Here is a 15,889-nt window from a genome sequence, read left to right as displayed (position 1 = left end):
GTCAGTGCCGGGCGGGGCGCAGCGCGTACCAGGCGGCGCCGAGAGCGAGCACCCCGAAACCGGCAAGCACGTTTGTCAGTGGCAGGCTGACCGCGAGCAACACGCAACCGATCAGCCCGGCGACCGCGAGTGACTGCACCGGCAACCGGCGCTCCCGGTCCCGGCCGAGAGTCAGCGCGGCGGCGTTGGTGATGGCGTAGTAGACCAGCACCGTGACGCTGGAGAAGCCGATCGCCCCGCGCACGTCGGCCAGGGCGACCACCACGATCACCACGGCGGCCACCGCCAGTTCGGCGCGGTGCGGCACCCGGTGCCGGGGGTGCACGGCGGCCAGCGGGCCGGGCAGGTCGTGGCGGCGGGCCATGGCCAGGGTGGTGCGGCCGACCCCGGCGAGCAGGGAGAGCAGCACCCCGGTCACCGCGATGGTGGCCCCCGCCCGGACCACCCACGCCAGGCCGGGCAGACCGGCGGCGCTCACCACGTCGGCCAGCGGCGCGGCGGAGGCGGCCAGCCGGTCGGCACCGAGCACGCCGACGGTGACAAACGCCAGCGTGAGGTAGATCGCCAGCACGATGCCGAGCGCCAGCGGAATCGCCCGGGGGATGGTGCGTCGCGGGTCGCGTACCTCCTCGCCGAGGGTGGCCACTCGGGCGTACCCGGCGAAGGCGAAGAAGAGCAGGCCGGCGGCGGTGAGCACGCCCCGCCCGACGGAGTCGGAGCCGGCCAGCCGGTCCAGCCGGACGTGCCCGGCCCCGGTCACCGCGACCAGGGCGAGCACGGCGAGCACCAGGACGACCAGGACCCGGGTCGCGGCGGCGGTCTTGCCGATGCCACGCAGGTTCACGGCGGTCACCGCCAGCACCGCCAGCACCGCGACCACCCGGGCCTGCCCCGGCCAGAGGTACGCCCCGATGGTCAGCGCCATCGCGGCGCAACTGGCCGTCTTGCCGACCACGAAGCCCCAACCGGCGAGGAACCCGGCGAACGGGTTGAGCCGCTCCCGGCCGTACACGTAGCTGCCGCCGGACTCGGGGTAGCGGGCCGCCAGCCGGGCCGAACTCGTCGCGTTGCAGTAGGCGACGAAACCGGCCACGGCCACCGCGATAAGCAACCCGGTCCCGCCGGCCGCCGCCGCAGCCGGGGCGAAAACCACGAAGACGCCCGCGCCGAGCATCGACCCCAGACCGATAACCACGGCATCCGGTACGCCCAACCGGCGGGCCAACTGATCCACAGCCGTACCCTAGACAGGCCGGGTGAACGGACGGTCCCATCGCCGTAACCTCGCGGGCAGCGGCAGGTCATCCCAGGGCACCCGGTGCAGCAGCCGGTCCAGCAGCAGCCCCAGCAGCAGCCCGGCCACCGAGTCGGTCAACCAGTGCCAACCCAGATAGGTGGTGGTGCAGAGCACCACGGCCGGCGGCCCGATCCGGATCACCAGCACCAGCCGGCGGGGCAGCGCGCGGCCGAGGTCGGCCAGCAGCGGCGCGAGCAGCAGGGCGAGTACGCCGTACCAGACGATCGCGTTGGCGACGTGCCCGGACGGGTACGACTGGGCGAACCGGACCGGCAGCTCGTCCTGGAAGAGCGGGAGGGTCTGCTCCGGCGGCAGGAACGGTTCCTTGCTGCTGGCGCTCGGCGCGGGCCGGGCCGTCCACACCTTCAGCGGACCGATGGTCAGCAGGGTGAACACGAAGGCGGTCACCGGTACGAGCAGGGGACGCACCGAGCGCAGCCGGACCGCCAGCAACCCGGCCAAACCGGTCGCGAGCAGCGTCAGCGGGGTGCCCTGACCGAGATAGTTGAGCACGATCGCGATCCACCGGGCGGCGGTCGGGCGGTGCGCGTCGGCCCAGTCGGCCACCGCGCGGTCGAGCCCGAAGAACATCCCGGCGGTGAGCGCGGCGGTCAGCCCGACCAGGGCGACCAGCAGCACGGCGTCGAACCACCAGCCGGCCGGCCGGACCGGCGCGAGGCGCAGCTCTCTGCGTACCGTAATGGTTTCCCGCACCCGATCACGCTACCGGCCCGACGCGGCGGCCGGGCTCGCGCGGTGCGGGGGTGGCTGTGGGACCAGCCACGTGGGGAAGCGTTCTGGCCGGGCACGCGTCAGACTGGACGCCGTGCGGATCACTTCGGCTCTCGTCGACCCGGCGCTGCTCGACCTGCCCTGGTCGACCCCGCTCGAGGAGTGGCCGGCCGAGCACCTGGTCGCGCTGCCGCAGGGCATCTCCCGGCACGTGGTGCGCTTCGTGCAACTGGGCGGATACGTGTACGCGGTCAAGGAGACCGGCGAGCGGGTGGCCGAGCGGGAGTACGACCTGCTGCGCGCCCTGGAGCGGATCGACTTTCCGTCGGTGCGTGCGGTGGCGATCGTCGCCGACCGGGAGTCCGAGGCCGGCGAGCCGCTCGACCCGGTGCTGATCACCCGGCACCTCCAGTTCTCCCTGCCCTACCGGGCGCTCTTCTCCCACACGCTGCGGCCGGAGACGATGGGCCGGCTGCTCGACGCGCTCGCCGCACTGCTGGTCCGGATGCACCTGACCGGCTTCTTCTGGGGCGACTGTTCGCTGTCCAACACGCTGTTCCGGCGGGACGCCGGTGCCTTTGCCGCGTACCTGGTCGACGCCGAGACCGGGGCGCTGCGCAACATTCTCTCCAACGGTCAACGGGGCGAGGACCTGGAGATCGCCCGGGTCAACATCTTCGGCGAGGCGCTGGACCTTCAGGCCGCCGGCCTGCTGCACGAGTCGATCGACCCCGAGGTGGTCTGCGAGGAGGTCGTGCAGCGGTACGAGCGCCTCTGGCACGAGATCACCTACGAGCAGCAGGTCGAGCGGGACGCGCGACACGACATCGAGGGACGCATCCGCCGCCTCAACGAGTTGGGCTTCGACGTGGCCGAGGTGGCCATGTCGACGATCGACAACGGGCGGTACCTGGTCCGGCCGAAGGTCGTCGACGCGGGCTACCACCACCGGCGACTGATCCGGCTGACCGGCCTGGACGCCGAGGAGAATCAGGCCCGCAAGCTACTCAACGACCTCGACGCGTACCGGGCGGAGAGCGACCTGATCGACGAGCAGCAGGCCGCCCACCGCTGGCTCACCGAGGTGTTCGAGCCGGTGGTCCGGGCGGTACCCGCGCACCTGCGGCGCAAGCTGGAGCCGCAGGAGCTGTTCGCCCAGATCATCGAGCACAAGTGGCTGCTCTCCGAGCGGGCCGGACGGGACGTCGGGATGCGCCAGGCGGTGCAGTCGTACCTGACCGACGTGCTTGTGCACCGCCCCGACGAGCAGGCCGTGCTCGGTGTCGAGATGTCCAAGAGCTGATCACTGCACCCACTTGCCGGCGCGCATCACCTGCACCACGTTCAGGTCGTCGTCGAGCACCACCAGGTCGGCGCGCAGACCGGCCTGAAGGGCACCGACCTGGTCGCCGATTCCGACGGCCAGGGCCGGGGTGGTGGACACCATGCGTACCGCGTCGGGCACCGGCATGCCGACGGCGACCGCGTGGCGCAGCGCCGCGTCCATGGTGAGAGTGCTGCCGGCGATCGCGCCGTCGCGGGCGAGTCGGGCCACCCCGTCGGCCACGGTCACCGCCTGACCGCCCAGCTCGTACTCGCCGTCCGGCATCCCGGCGGCGGCCATCGCGTCGGTGACCAGCGCACACCGCTCCGGGCCGGCGGTCGCGACGGCGAAGGTGAGGGTGCCCTCGTGCAGGTGCACCCCGTCGGCGACCAACTCGCAGAACACGTTCGGCGCGGTCAGCAGCGCCACCGCCGGCCCCGGGTCCCGGTGGTGCACCGGACGCATCCCGTTGAACAGGTGGGTGCCCACGCTGGCGCCGGCCGTCACGGCGGCGCAGGTCTGCTCGTACGTGGCGTCGGTGTGGCCGACCGCGACCACGACACCCTGCCCGGTGAGCAGACCGATGGCCTCGATCGCGCCGGTCCGCTCGGGGGCGAGGGTGACCATCCGTACCGCCCCCTCGCCGAGCTTGATCAGCTCGGTCAGCTCGTCGGCGGACGGGTCGCGGAGGAACTCCGGGTTCTGTGCGCCGCACCGGGCGGCGGAGAGGTACGGCCCCTCGAAGTGGATGCCGGCCAGCACTCCCTCGCGGACCAGCGGCGCGAAGGCCGCAGTGGCCGAGCGCATCAGCTCGAAGGGCGCGCTGACCAGGCTGGCCAGCATGCTTGTGGTGCCGTGGCCCAGGTGGAAGCGGGCGGCGGCACGGGCGGAGTCGGCGTCGCCGGTGGTGAAGGTGTGTCCGCCCCCGCCGTGGGTGTGCATGTCCACGAAGCCGGGCACGATCCAGTGGCCGTCCCGGATCGACGGATACTCCGCGACGGCGCTGATCCGGTCGCCCCTGACCTCCACGCAACCCTGCTGGATCACCCCGGTCGGGGTCACCACCTTGCCGTTCACCCGAAGGGTCATCTCGTCTCCAGCTGGTCGAGGGCGAGCAGGGCGGCGCCGAGGCATCCGGCCTCGTCGCCGAGGGCGGCCGGGACCAGTAGTGGTTCCCGGTGAAAGGTCAAGCGGTCCCGCAGCGCGGTCCGCAGCGGGTCGAACAACCCGGCGCCGGCCTGGGCGAGGCCGCCGCCCAGCACGATCGTTTGCACGTCGAAGAGTGCCTGGCCGGTGGCGAGACCGTCGGCCAGCGCCTCGACGGCCGTTCGCCAGACCTGGCTGGCGACTTCCTCGCCCGCCGCCGCCCGGGCCGCCACCTGGGCGGCGGTCACCATGGTCCGCCCCGGGGCCGCTCCAGCGGCGGACCCCTCGTCCGCTGCGCTGTCCACAGGTCCGGTAGCCCCGGTGCCGGTATCAGGGGTGCCGGTGCCGGTGCCGGTGCCGGTGGTGCCAGTGCCAGTGCCAGTGCCGGTGTCGGTAGCAGTGTCGACGGTGCCGGTGCCGGTGGTGTCGGTAGCAGTGTCGGCGGTGGCGAGGCCGGTGGTGCCGGTAGTGGTGTCGGTTTCGGTGGCGGTGAGTTCGGCGTAGCGGCGGGCGATGGCCGAGGCGGAGGCGATCGCCTCCAGGCAGCCGGGCCGACCGCAACCGCAGACCGGCCCGTCCGGGCGGACCAGGATGTGGCCGAGTTCTCCGGCGGCGCCGTGCGCTCCGGTGGCGGCCGAGCCGGCCACCACGTGCGCGGCGGCGATGCCGGTACCGATCGCCACGAAGAGCACGTGCCCGGCGTCGCGGCCGGCGCCCAGCCGCGCCTCGGCGAGGCCACCGGCGCGCACGTCGTGGCCGAGCGCCGTGGGCAGGCCGAGCCGCGCGGACGCCAGCTCCCGCAGCGGTACGTCCCGGAAGCCGACGTTCGCCGACCAGATCGCGACGCCGCGCGCCTCGTCCACGACGCCCGGCACCACGATGCCGAGCGCGATCGGATCGAGCCCGTCCACGCGCGCCTTGCCGGCCAGTCCCTCGGCCACCGTGAGGATCTTCTCGACCACGGCATCGGGACCGCGCCCGGCGTCGGTGGGGTGCCGTTCGGCGTGCCGCACGGCACCGTCCGTGCCGATCAGCGCGCATTTCATCCCGGTGCCGCCCACGTCCAGCGCGACGGCAACCTGCCCGCCACTCACCACCGCATCCCCTGCGGCGTACCCCGCCGCGAGGAGATCTTGGTGCGGGAGCGCCCCTGCGGGGGCAGATTCGTACCAAGATCTCCTGGCGAGGAACTCACGTGAGCACCACGGAGCGGCTCAGGTGCCGGGGTGCGTCCGGGTCGAGCCCGCGACTGGTCGCCAGCGCGACGGCGAAACGCTGCGCCAGGATCAGGTCGGCCATCGGGTCGACCGGGGTACGCCCGGCGGCCCACCGGCCCAGCACGGTACGCACCCCGTGGGTGCGGCTGTGCGCGAACGCGGCGCCGGTGGCGGCGACGTCCTCGGGCAGCCCGTCGGGCAGCTCGCCGAAGGCCCAGACCAGCCGGCCGGGGGCGGCCACGGAGATCGGGCCGTGCCGGTAGTCCATCGCCGGGTACGCCTCGGCCCAGAACGTGGCCGCCTCGCGGCACTTCAGCGCCGCCTCCTGGGCCAGCCCGACCGTCCAGCCCCGGCCGAGGAAGGTGACCTGCTCGATCAGGCCCGGGTCGATCGGCAGCGGGGCCCGCACGGCGACCTCCGCGTCGGCGACGAGTGCCGTGATGTTGTCGCCGAGTTGGGCGCGGAGCAGGGCCAGCACGGTGGTGGCGAAGCGGGTCTGCACCACCGAGCGCTCGTCGGCGAACGGCAGGGTGACGGCGGCGTCCGCGACACTCACCGCAGGGGAGTCGGGATCGCCGACCAGCACCGTGGTCGGGGTCTGCCCGCGTAGCGCGGTGAGCAGGTCCAGTACCTCGGTCGTGGTGCCGGAGCGGGTGATCGCCAGCAGCCGGTCGTAGCGGCGGCCGGCGGGGAACTCGCTGGCCTGGAAGGCATCCGTCTCGCCCTGGCCGGCGGCTTCCCGGCGGGCCGCGTACGCCATCGCCATGAACCACGACGTGCCGCAGCCGACGACGGCGACCCGCTCGCCGGGGCGGGGCAGCCGGTCCAGCACGCTGGGTGCGACTTCCGCTGCTTTGCGCCAGCAGTCCGGCTGGCTCGCGATCTCCGCGTGGACATACGCCATGAGAACTCCTCGCCGGGCGGGCCGCTGCGCAATACGGCTCGTTAGTCCCATCTTTCGCGCGTCATTCTGCGTGAAACCTGGTGGAAATAGCAACCGCAGGCGCAATCGAGCAACGAGAGGTTTTGCCTGATCCTAGTTTCGAGCACTAGTGTGCACGCAACCAATCACCGTTCGTGCAGACACGGAGGCTCCCGGGGTGGACCGTTACGCGAGGTGGAACGCCCTGCTCGAGATGCTCACCGACTCCGGTCGGGTCACCGTCGAGGAAGCCGCCGAGCGACTGGACGTCTCCCAGGCCACCATCCGGCGGGACTTCGACCAACTCGCCCAACAGCAGATGATCACGCGCACCCGGGGTGGCGCGGTCGCCAACGGCGTCTCGTACGACCTGCCGCTGCGGTACAAGACGGCCAAGCACTCCGCCGAGAAGCAGCGCATCGGCGCCGCCGCTGCGGCACTTGTCTCCCCCGGCACGGTGGTCGGTCTCAACGGCGGCACCACAAGCACCGAGGTGGCCCGCGCGCTGGCCGTCCGTCCGGACCTCAACACCAACGCCGAGGGCGCCCAGCTCACCGTGGTCACCAACGCGCTGAACATCGCGAACGAGTTGCTTGTCCGCTCCCGGATGAAGGTCGTGGTGGCCGGCGGGGTGGTGCGGCCGAAGTCGTTCGAGCTGGTCGGCCCGCTGGGCGGAGCGCTGCTGCGGGAGGTCACCCTGGATGTGGCGCTGCTCGGCGTGGACGCGATCGACCCGAAGCTCGGCGCCGCCGCCCACCACGAGGGTGAGGCGGCGATGAACAACCTCATGGTCGCCCGTGCCAAACGAGTGGTGATCATCGCCGACTCGTCCAAACTGGGCGGCCACGCGTTCGCCCGGATCTGCCCCGTCGAGCGGGTAGAGACCCTGGTCACCGACTCGGGCGCCGCCCCCGAACTGGTCGCCGCCTTCCGCGCCGCAGGCGTCCACGTCATCACCGCCTGAGGTGCAAGGAAGGGCCCCCTTTTAACGCCTCCGGTAGAGGAAGGGCCCCTTCTTAACACCCCGCCCGCTGCCGGCTCGACACCTCCGTCCGCCCGGCCGCCGGCTCGACTCACCCCGTCCGCCCGCTGCCGGCTCGACACCTCCGTCCGCCCGGCCGCCGGCTCGACTCACCCCTTTTGCCCGGCCGTCCGCCGGCTTGGCAGCCCCGCCCGGCTGGCCCGTTCGGCGGGCGTCAACCCGTTCGGCGGCGCGTCGTGCATACCGGGTATTGCCTTCCGCTGCATACCGCGTATGGTGTCGTGGTCGCCCACACACCAACGGGGGAGGTGCAGCTTGCCAGCTGTCCTGGAAATCGAAGGTCTACGAAAGACGTACCGCAGCCGACGACGCGGGACCCGCAACGCCCTGGACGGCTTCGACATGAGGGTCGAGGCAGGGCAGGTGCACGGCTTCCTCGGCCCCAACGGGTCGGGAAAGACCACCACCCTGCGTACGCTGCTCGGTCTCATTCGGCCGGACGGCGGCCGGATGGCCATCCTCGGCCACGAGGTGCCGGAGGCGCTGCCCCAGATCGCCGGCCAGGTCGGCGCGATCGTGGAGAGCCCGCAGTTCTTCCCGCACTTCACCGCCCGGGACACCCTTTCGCTGCTGGCCAGTGCCGGTGAGGTGCCGCAGCAGCGGGTCGACGAGGTACTGGAACTGGTCGGGCTGCGCGACCGGGCCGGCGAGCGGGTCAAGACGTACTCGCTCGGCATGAAGCAGCGGCTCGCGGTCGCCTCGGCCCTGCTGAAGAACCCCCGGCTGCTGATCCTGGACGAGCCGGCCAACGGTCTCGACCCGGGCGGCATCCGGGAGATGCGTACGCTTGTGCGCAACCTCGCCGAATCGGGGATGACCGTGCTGCTCTCCAGCCACATCCTCGGTGAGATCCAGCTGATCTGTGACTCGGTCACCATCATCTCGCTGGGCCGGCGGGTCGCCTTCGGGCCGGTCAACGAGGTGCTGGCGCAGCACTCCACAGGCGCGCTCCGGGTCCGGCTGGAGGCCGTGACGGACCTGCCGGTCGCCGCCGCCGCGCTACAGCGGGCCGGTCACCGGGTGACTCCGAATCCGGACCACCTGATGGTGGCCAACGTGGACAAACCGGCCACGGTCACCCGGCTCCTGGCCGAGCAGGGCCTCTACGTCAGCGAACTCGCCCCGGTCACGGTCGACCTGGAGAGCGTCTTCCTCGAACTGACGAACACTGCGCCGGTTCCCGGCCAGCACCGGCAGGTCGACCAGTCCGTACGAGTCGATGGGGCGGAATCCTCCGCGCCCACCGGAGGAGGGTGGGGCGCGTGAGTCTCTTCCGTACCGAACTGCGCCGACTGACCAAGCGGCGCTTCACCCGCTGGATGACCGTGGGTGGCCTGCTGGTGCTGGCCCTCATCGTGGTGGGCCTGTTCTTCTCCAACCAGAAGATCGGTGCCGATCAGTTGGCCGAGGCGGAGCGCTCCGCCGACCAGCAGCACCAGCAGCAGGTCCAGTGGGCCGAGCAGGAACGGGCCAACTGCGAGCGGGCGAAGGCGGCCGGCGAGAACGTCGACTACTACCCGCCCGACTGCGCGGAGATCACCCCACCGCTGCGTGAGGACATTCAGGCGGACTGGTTCCTGCCGTCGACCTTCGACTTCAAGAAGAGCTTCGCGGACACCCTGTTCCCGCTCGCCGGCATCCTGGCCATGGTCGGCTTCGTGGTGGGCGCCTCCTTCATCGGTGCCGAGTGGAACACCGGCGGGATGATGAACCTGCTGCTGTGGCGTCCGAAGCGGCTGACCGTCCTGCTGACCAAGCTGGGGGCGCTGCTCGCCGGGCTGCTCGCGCTGGCTCTGCCCGTCACGGTGGTCTGGTTCGGCAGCCTCTGGCTGGTCGCCAACTGGCGCGGGAGCACCGAGGGAGTGACTTCCGGGGTGTGGCAGTCGTTCCTGCTCACCGGGCTGCGTGGCATCGTGTTGGCGCTGGTCGCGGCGACGGTGGGCTTTGCCCTGGCCTCGCTCGGCCGGCACACCGCGATGGCGCTGGGCGGTGCGGTCGCGGTGATGGTGGTCGGCCAGGTTGGTCTGGTCATCCTGTTGGACCTGGCCCAGGTCCGGTTCGCCGAGGCGTGGCTGCTGCCCACGTACGCCTACGCCTGGATGACCAAGACGGTCACCCTTGAGGACTGGCGGACCTGCAACGCCACCTACAGCGGTGAGTGCGAGCCGGCCATCCTGGACATCACCTGGCAGCACTCTTCGGTGCTGTTCACGGTCGGAGTGGTGTTGTTCCTCGGCGCGGCGCTCTGGACGATGCGCCGCCGCGACATCGCCTGAGGGGGAGGTGGGCGCGATCCCTCCCCGGATCGCGCCCACCGGGCGGTGCCGGCGCCGCGCGGCTCATGCCCGGTGCCGGCTGCGCGCGGCTCATGCCCGGTGTCGGCTGCGCGCGGCTCATGCCCGGTGTCGGCTGCGCGCGGCTCATGCCCGGTGTCGGCCTCCGCCGTGCTCCTGGTGCGACCGGTGTGACCTGTGGTTAGGCTGGGAAACCCGGTTGGCGTCGCCCCGTGCCGGCCGCCCCTCGTGAGGAGTCCCATGCAGCCCGCCGACGCCACTCCGGCAGCGGAAAGCCCCGATGTCCGGGTGCCGGCCGGCACCGGTCCGGAGGCCGTCGCGGTGCCGCCGCCGAGGTTGGCGCCCGAGGCGACGTCGAGCGCCGCCCGCAGCGCCAAACCCACAATTGGTACGCCGGACGACGCGGCCAGCACCGCCCCACCCGCCGCACCAACTGGTACGGCGGACGCGCTCGGCGAGCGGGAGCGCGAGATTCTCGCGTTCGAGCGGCAGTGGTGGCGGCATGCCGGTGCCAAGGAACAGGCCATCCGGGACCGCTTCGGGCTCTCCGCCACCCGGTACTACCAGCTGCTCAATGCGCTGCTGGACAATCCGGCCGCACTCGCCGCCGATCCGGTGCTGGTGGGCCGCCTGCTGCGCCTGCGCGCCTCCCGAGCCCGCAACCGCCGCCGCTAACCCGACACACCCTGGGGAGAGGGCGGGGATTTCGGGTAGGCGGGGGCGTGGGTGATGAGCGCGGGGGGAGCGGGGGCGTGCGGCGACCGGGGCGGAGAGGGCAGGCGGGGCCAGCGGGACAGGTGGGGGCCGGGGGACAGACCGGGCACGCGGGGTCGGCGGGGCGGGCTGGGTGGGTGGGGGAGCCGGGGCCGCCCGAGGCGGGGTCTGCCGAGCGTCGGCGGGGTGCGGCGGTCGGTACGCCACCGACCATGCGGGTACGCTCCGCGTCCGCCCCGCCACCTGGGCGTACGGTCAACGAGGACCTGGTGTTCCGCGCTGGCCCGCTGGTCGGGGTGCTGGACGGGGCGACCGTGCCGGATGGCTTCGACATCGGCTGCGTACACGGGCCGCAGTGGTATGTCCGGCATCTGGCGGCGCGGCTCGGCCTGGCCGAGGCGGCCCGCCCGGCGGCGACGCTGGTGAGCAACCTGGCCGCGGCGATCCTCGCGGTCCGGGCCGACCACGGTGGGCAGTGCGACCTGGACCATCCGGGTACCCCGTCGAGCACGGTCTGCCTGCTGCGCGACGGTGGGGATCAGGTGGACTACCTGGTGCTCTGCGACAGCCCACTGGTGCTGGAGACGGGTGATCGGGTCGACGTGGTCTCCGACGATCGGTTGGCGGTGTCCACGGCCAGCCTGCGGGCCACCGCCGCCGAACTGCCGGAGTCGACCGACCCGGAGACCCGGTTCCGGTACGCCGTCACGGTGCAGCGACAGTGGATGAACCGCACCCACGGCTACTGGGTGGCCGCCGCCGATCCGGACGCGGCCTACCACGCCGTGGTCGGCACCGTGCCCCTGCGCGGGCCGGACGCGCTGCGCCGTGCGGTGCTGCTCACCGATGGTGCCTCCGCCGCCGTCGAGGAGTTCGGGCTCTTCGACTGGGTCGGCCTGCTCGACCTGGTGACCGCCGAGGGCCCGGGCGCATTGATCGATCGGGTGCGGGCTGCCGAACGGGACCATCCGGACCGGCGACGCCGGCACAAACCGGCCGATGACGCCTCTGCCGTCTACTGCGAGTTCACCCGGCTGGACGACAACGGAGCGTGAGGAAGGGTACGCCGTGGTCCGACCGGCCGGTCCGGGTGTCCAGAGGTTCCAGTGGTCGCAAACCGGGTGGACTTCGGCTGCACAGCGCGGAAGACTGCGGCATGTGACGGGTGCGGTCCGGTTGGAGCCGGTGGACGAGCGGAATCTCGAACCATTGCTCTCCGTAGCGGTAGCCGAGGCGGAGCCAGCGGACGTGATGCCGCCGGTGGCGGCACCGGCGGGTTGGTCGCATGCCCGGCGGGAGGCGTTCCGGCAGTTCCACCGGGCGAGTTTCGGCGGCCTCGACGGGCCGGGTAGCACGCAGATGTACGTCATCCTCGCCAGTGGCGAGGTGGTCGGCATGATCCGGATGACGCGCAGCGGCGAGCCGGGCACGGTGGAGACCGGCATGTGGCTCGGCCGCTCCGCCCGGGGGCAGGGCCTCGGCCCGGCCGCGCTGCGTCAGTTGCTCGACTTCGCGGCGGCGGCCGGCATGCAGCGCGTGGTGGCGGAGACGACTCCGGATAATCGCGGCGCCGTTTCGGTGCTCCGCAAATGCGGTGCCGAATTGCGCGAGGCAGACGGCAAGGTACGCGCCGAGATATGTCTGGACGATCCGCCTCCAGCGCTCTGATTCTCCGGTCAGCCCCTCCCAGGTGATCTCAAGCGTCGCTGTCGCCCGGCGGGTGCCACGGCGGCCGTGAGTCCGGCCTTCATGACGAAGATGGAGCGTCGGTGCACCGCGTCGCCCCGGTTGTCGAGCTGGTAGCCCTCCAGCCAGATCCACCCGTCGTAGGTGGGCCGGTCGAGTACCCGGATCACGCGGAACAGGATCGGCTTGGAGAACTGCACGCTGGCCTCTCGACCCACCCGGAGCAGGTCGCCGGTCTTCGGCAGGGGCGGGGTAGGTCTCTTGCCTGGTGTCGGGTGCTTGGCCACGCTCATGGCAGCCAGCCGAGGAACCTGCGGTGCAGCGCACCGGCGGAAGCCCAGCCCAGGTCCTGCGTCGCGGACACCAGTTGGGCAGCCAGGTAGATCGACAGGGATACCGGAGCGCCGTCGTACTCGGCCAGTAGCTCCCCACGGCGGGTGCGGCAGGGCCACGGTGCATCGCACCTTGCGCAGGTCCAGATCGGCATGACCGGTCCGTGTGCCGTCATGATGCGTTCTCCGGCCAGTGGCCCCGGTTGATCGGCACCCGGTGCCGGATCGGGCAGGGTAGATCGCGTCCGCACCGGCAGTTCACCCGCTTCAGGATGTGGTTCCAGGTCGGTCGATGCCGCCGCGCCAGCGTGCGGGCCACGCCAAGCAGATACTCGTCGTACGTCACGTGCCGGGACATGTCGCCTCCCTCGCGTTCGCCACGAGTTGGGATGCCGGGGCAGCCGTCAACAACCCCGAAGGGGGATCACGGGTTCGTTGTCGCCTGCCCCAGCCTCCGGGCTGTACCCGGAGAACGAGTCGTCCCTGGTGCCAACCCGGGCGACTCATCCAAAGGCCATTCCACTTAGTGACATAGGTCAACCAGGCGCTTGAGGTGGAACCGCACCGCATGATCGGATGTGGATGCCAACCCGGGAGGACCGATGCCTTCGATCCCGCTTAGCTATGCGGATATCGCGGCCGATATAGCCGCCAGGATCGCCGCGGGCGAATATGCGCCAGGCAGCAAGCTCCCCTCCTACGCGGAGCTTGCCGACCTGTACTCCGTTTCCGTCTCCACGGCTGCGCGTTCGGTGGCTCTGCTACGCGATCGAGGCGCCGTCGTCGGCGCGCCGGGAAGAGGTGTGTTCGTCAGGGAGCCAGAAGCCGGCCGCGACGGCTAGGTGGTACGCGATCGGTCAGCTGCGTTGGTCGGCGTAAGCGGCGAGCCAGGCCACCTGGGCCGGATCCAGCGAGGGGCGGACTCGGGAGCGGGCCGTGGCGACGTGCTCGGCGGTGACCGTGGTGGCGGTCAGCGACTCGCGCATCGCGGCCAGCGCCGCCTCCCGGATCAGGGCCGCGCAGTCGGCGGCGGAGAAGCCGTCCAGCTCTTCGCCGAGTGTGGCGAGGTCGACGTCCTCGGCGAGCGGCACGTTGCGTGCCGAGGCGCGCAGGATCTCGGCCCGTGCCTGCTCGTCCGGCGGTGGCACGTAGACCAGGCGTTCCAGTCGTCCGGGGCGCAGCAGTGCCGGATCGACCAGGTCGGGACGGTTCGTCGCGCCGATCACCACGACGTTGCGTAGCGCCTCCACCCCGTCCAACTCGGTGAGCAGCGCGGCGACCACCCGGTCGGTGGTGCCGCCGTCGGTGGCCTGGCCACGGACCGGGGCCAGCGCGTCCACCTCGTCCAGGAAGACCAGGGTGGGCGCGGCCTCCCGGGCCCGGCGGAAGAGTTCGCGGACCGCGCGTTCGCTCTCGCCGACCCATTTTGACAGCAGCTCAGCGCCCTTGACCGAGAGCACGTTGGCCCGGCCGGTGCCGGCCAGCGCGGTAACCAGGTAGGTCTTGCCGCAGCCCGGCGGCCCGTAGAGCAGCACCCCGCGCGGCGGCTGCACGCCCAGCCGGGCGAACGTGTCCGGGTAGGTCAGCGGCCAGAGCACCGACTCGGTGAGCGTCTGTTTGACCTCGACCAGGTCACCCACGTCGTCGAGGGTGACCCGGGCCAGTTCGAGGGTGGCGGCGGCCATGGTGGTCGGCCGCACCACCTCCAGGGCGGCGGTGAAGTCGTCCATGCGTACCGTCGGGTTTTCCGCCGACTTCTGTCGCAGCGCCGCGCGGACCCCGGCCTCGCGGACCAGCGCGGCCAGGTCGGCGGCGACGAACCCGGGGGTACGCCCGGCCACCTCGTCCAGGCGGACGTCCTCGGCGAGCGGGACCGGGCGGGTCAGTACGGTCAACTGCTCCCGGCGCAGGGCCGCGTCCGGCAGCGGCACGTCGATGCGCAACGAGAGCAGGTCCGGGGCGCGTATTCCGGGGTCGACGGCCTCCGGCCGGCTGGTGGTGCAGACCACCGCCGCCCCGGTGCGGACGATCTGGGCCAGGCACTGGCGGAACACGGTCGCCACCGGGCCGGGGTTGTCCGCCGGGGCCAGCGCCTCCACGTCGGTGACCAACAGCACGGCCGGCCCACCGGCGATCACCTCGGCGGTCGCCGCCCGCAGTCGTCCGGCGGCCGAGGAGTTGGTCAGGGCCGCGATCTCGGGCCCCCAGAGCGGGTGCACCCGGGCGTTGACCTGGGCGGCCACCGCCCGAACCAGTGCGGACTTGCCCGAGCCAGCCGGACCGCCGACGAGAACCCCGAGCGCGACCTCGGTGCCCAGCCGGCTCAGCACCTCCCGATGGTGGAAGCCGAGGTCGAGAAGTTCGATCAGCTCCTCGGCCTGCGGGCGTAGGCCGGGCAGTTCGTCCACCGAGGGGACGTCCACGGCGTCGGTCGCACCGCTGGTCGTACCGCCCTCGTCGCCGGTCAGCCGCTCCGATCCGGTCTGGTCGGTGTCGCCGCCGGCCCAGCTCTCCGTCGGCCCGCCGCCCGGCGCGCCGGTGCCGGCCAGCGCCGCCACCCGGTTGGGCACCGGGCCGGCCGCGCCGTGGGTGGCGGCGCCGTGTTCCCAGCCGACGACGGTGTCCATGGTGACCAAGGTGCCCGGGTCGGGCTCGACGGCGACCACCCGCAGCAGCGTGCTGGTCCAGGCGTAGCCGACCCGGGTGGCGAGGCTGCGCCGGGCCGCTTCGACCAGGCTGCGCGTCGAGGCGTCCGGCAGGACGTCCTGAGGCAGCAGCGACACGTCGTCACCGGCGGTGACCACCTTGCCGAGCAGCGCCAACCGGAGCATCTCCGGGGAGACCACCGCGACGATCTCCGCCGGCCCGGCGAGCAGCACCCGGGCGGCGGCGGTGACCGGGGCGGGGCTGATTTGCACCTGCCCGCCGTCGCGTACGCCGAGGTTGCCGAGGATCAGGTCGTCGGCGTGCAGCAGTCCGGCACCCGCGCTCGGCTCGGCCGGGGCAACGATGCCGGCGGTCACCCGTCGGCCGGTGAGCCGGACGGGATCGCCCGGCCGTAGCCCGAGCGCGGTGAGCGCCTCCGGGTGCAGCCGGACGATGCCGCGCCGCGCGTCGAGCGCGGCGGGCCGCAGGGTCGCGGTCAGGGTCAGCTCGGGTTCGCCCACCGCCCGACCCTAAACG

At 72.3% G+C, this 15,889-nt stretch carries 17 protein-coding genes; 8 read left to right on the top strand and 9 right to left on the bottom strand.

What is annotated here, in order from left to right; translation table 11 throughout:
- Position 1: 1 nt before the first annotated feature.
- Positions 2–1,234, bottom strand: coding sequence for an APC family permease (locus QQG74_RS29355; protein ID WP_341717884.1), 1,233 nt, complete (start codon positions 1,232–1,234; stop codon positions 2–4).
- Positions 1,235–1,243: 9 nt separating this feature from the next.
- Positions 1,244–1,981 carry a phosphatase PAP2 family protein gene (locus QQG74_RS29350; RefSeq protein WP_341721432.1) on the bottom strand — a complete coding sequence of 246 codons (738 nt, stop codon included), beginning with the start codon at positions 1,979–1,981 and terminating at the stop codon, positions 1,244–1,246.
- Between the two features lie 142 nt (positions 1,982–2,123).
- Here QQG74_RS29350 and QQG74_RS29345 point away from each other — a divergent pair, with 142 nt between their 5' ends.
- Positions 2,124–3,332 (top strand): DUF4032 domain-containing protein, encoded by a 1,209-nt coding sequence (locus QQG74_RS29345; RefSeq protein WP_341717883.1) that lies wholly within the window; start codon positions 2,124–2,126, stop codon positions 3,330–3,332.
- Here the strand turns inward: QQG74_RS29345 and nagA are convergent, their stop codons facing one another.
- From nagA to QQG74_RS29330, 3 genes are all read right to left on the bottom strand, one after another.
- The gene (gene nagA / locus QQG74_RS29340) at positions 3,333–4,442 is read right to left on the bottom strand and encodes an N-acetylglucosamine-6-phosphate deacetylase (RefSeq protein WP_341717882.1); all 1,110 of its coding nucleotides are present in this window, start codon (positions 4,440–4,442) and stop codon (positions 3,333–3,335) included.
- A complete protein-coding gene (locus QQG74_RS29335) occupies positions 4,439–5,593 on the bottom strand; it encodes an ROK family protein (protein ID WP_341717881.1) in 1,155 nt (384 codons plus the stop codon). The genes nagA and QQG74_RS29335 overlap by 4 nt, the downstream gene beginning before the upstream one ends.
- Positions 5,594–5,690: 97 nt before the next feature.
- Positions 5,691–6,620 carry a sugar isomerase gene (locus QQG74_RS29330; RefSeq protein ID WP_341717880.1) on the bottom strand — a complete coding sequence of 310 codons (930 nt, stop codon included), beginning with the start codon at positions 6,618–6,620 and terminating at the stop codon, positions 5,691–5,693.
- A gap of 196 nt (positions 6,621–6,816) precedes the next feature.
- On the opposite strand from QQG74_RS29330, the gene QQG74_RS29325 reads away from it, so the two are divergent.
- The 6 genes from QQG74_RS29325 to QQG74_RS29300 all read left to right on the top strand — a co-directional run bounded on the left by QQG74_RS29325 (position 6,817) and on the right by QQG74_RS29300 (position 12,356).
- Positions 6,817–7,602 carry a DeoR/GlpR family DNA-binding transcription regulator gene (locus tag QQG74_RS29325; protein ID WP_341717879.1) on the top strand — a complete coding sequence of 262 codons (786 nt, stop codon included), beginning with the start codon at positions 6,817–6,819 and terminating at the stop codon, positions 7,600–7,602.
- 333 nt (positions 7,603–7,935) lie between these two features.
- Positions 7,936–8,946, top strand: a complete 1,011-nt coding sequence (locus QQG74_RS29320) for an ATP-binding cassette domain-containing protein (protein ID WP_341717878.1) — start codon at positions 7,936–7,938, stop codon at positions 8,944–8,946.
- Positions 8,943–9,956 (top strand): ABC transporter permease subunit, encoded by a 1,014-nt coding sequence (locus QQG74_RS29315; RefSeq protein WP_341717877.1) that lies wholly within the window; start codon positions 8,943–8,945, stop codon positions 9,954–9,956. The genes QQG74_RS29320 and QQG74_RS29315 overlap by 4 nt, the downstream gene beginning before the upstream one ends.
- Positions 9,957–10,214: 258 nt before the next feature.
- Complete coding sequence (locus QQG74_RS29310) at positions 10,215–10,649, top strand: DUF3263 domain-containing protein (protein WP_341717876.1); 435 nt, start codon at positions 10,215–10,217, stop codon at positions 10,647–10,649.
- 251 nt (positions 10,650–10,900) lie between these two features.
- Positions 10,901–11,743, top strand: a complete 843-nt coding sequence (locus QQG74_RS29305; protein WP_341717875.1) for a hypothetical protein — start codon at positions 10,901–10,903, stop codon at positions 11,741–11,743.
- Between the two features lie 103 nt (positions 11,744–11,846).
- Positions 11,847–12,356 (top strand): GNAT family N-acetyltransferase, encoded by a 510-nt coding sequence (locus QQG74_RS29300; protein WP_341717874.1) that lies wholly within the window; start codon positions 11,847–11,849, stop codon positions 12,354–12,356.
- An 8-nt stretch (positions 12,357–12,364) separates the two neighbouring features.
- Here QQG74_RS29300 and QQG74_RS29295 read toward each other — a convergent pair whose 3' ends face one another.
- Genes QQG74_RS29295 through QQG74_RS29285 form a run of 3 tightly spaced genes read right to left on the bottom strand, consistent with a single transcriptional unit; the run spans position 12,365 to position 13,064 of the window.
- Complete coding sequence (locus QQG74_RS29295) at positions 12,365–12,667, bottom strand: hypothetical protein (protein ID WP_341717873.1); 303 nt, start codon at positions 12,665–12,667, stop codon at positions 12,365–12,367.
- Positions 12,664–12,861, bottom strand: coding sequence for a hypothetical protein (locus QQG74_RS29290; protein ID WP_341717872.1), 198 nt, complete (start codon positions 12,859–12,861; stop codon positions 12,664–12,666). The genes QQG74_RS29295 and QQG74_RS29290 overlap by 4 nt, the downstream gene beginning before the upstream one ends.
- Positions 12,862–12,878: 17 nt before the next feature.
- A complete protein-coding gene (locus QQG74_RS29285) occupies positions 12,879–13,064 on the bottom strand; it encodes a hypothetical protein (protein WP_341717871.1) in 186 nt (61 codons plus the stop codon).
- Between the two features lie 244 nt (positions 13,065–13,308).
- Here QQG74_RS29285 and QQG74_RS29280 point away from each other — a divergent pair, with 244 nt between their 5' ends.
- Entirely contained in the window at positions 13,309–13,548 is a 240-nt protein-coding gene (locus tag QQG74_RS29280; protein ID WP_341717870.1) for a GntR family transcriptional regulator, read from the top strand.
- Between the two features lie 15 nt (positions 13,549–13,563).
- On the opposite strand, the gene QQG74_RS29275 is transcribed toward QQG74_RS29280, so the two are convergent.
- Complete coding sequence (locus tag QQG74_RS29275; protein WP_341717869.1) at positions 13,564–15,873, bottom strand: AAA family ATPase; 2,310 nt, start codon at positions 15,871–15,873, stop codon at positions 13,564–13,566.
- Between the last annotated feature and the right edge of the window lie 16 nt (positions 15,874–15,889).

Origin of the sequence: Micromonospora sp. FIMYZ51 (genome assembly GCF_038246755.1) — a bacterium.
Classification (GTDB): Bacteria; Actinomycetota; Actinomycetes; order Mycobacteriales; family Micromonosporaceae; genus Micromonospora.
The sequence above is the reverse complement of the archived record's forward strand: the minus strand, read 5'-3'. Positions and strand labels throughout refer to the sequence as shown.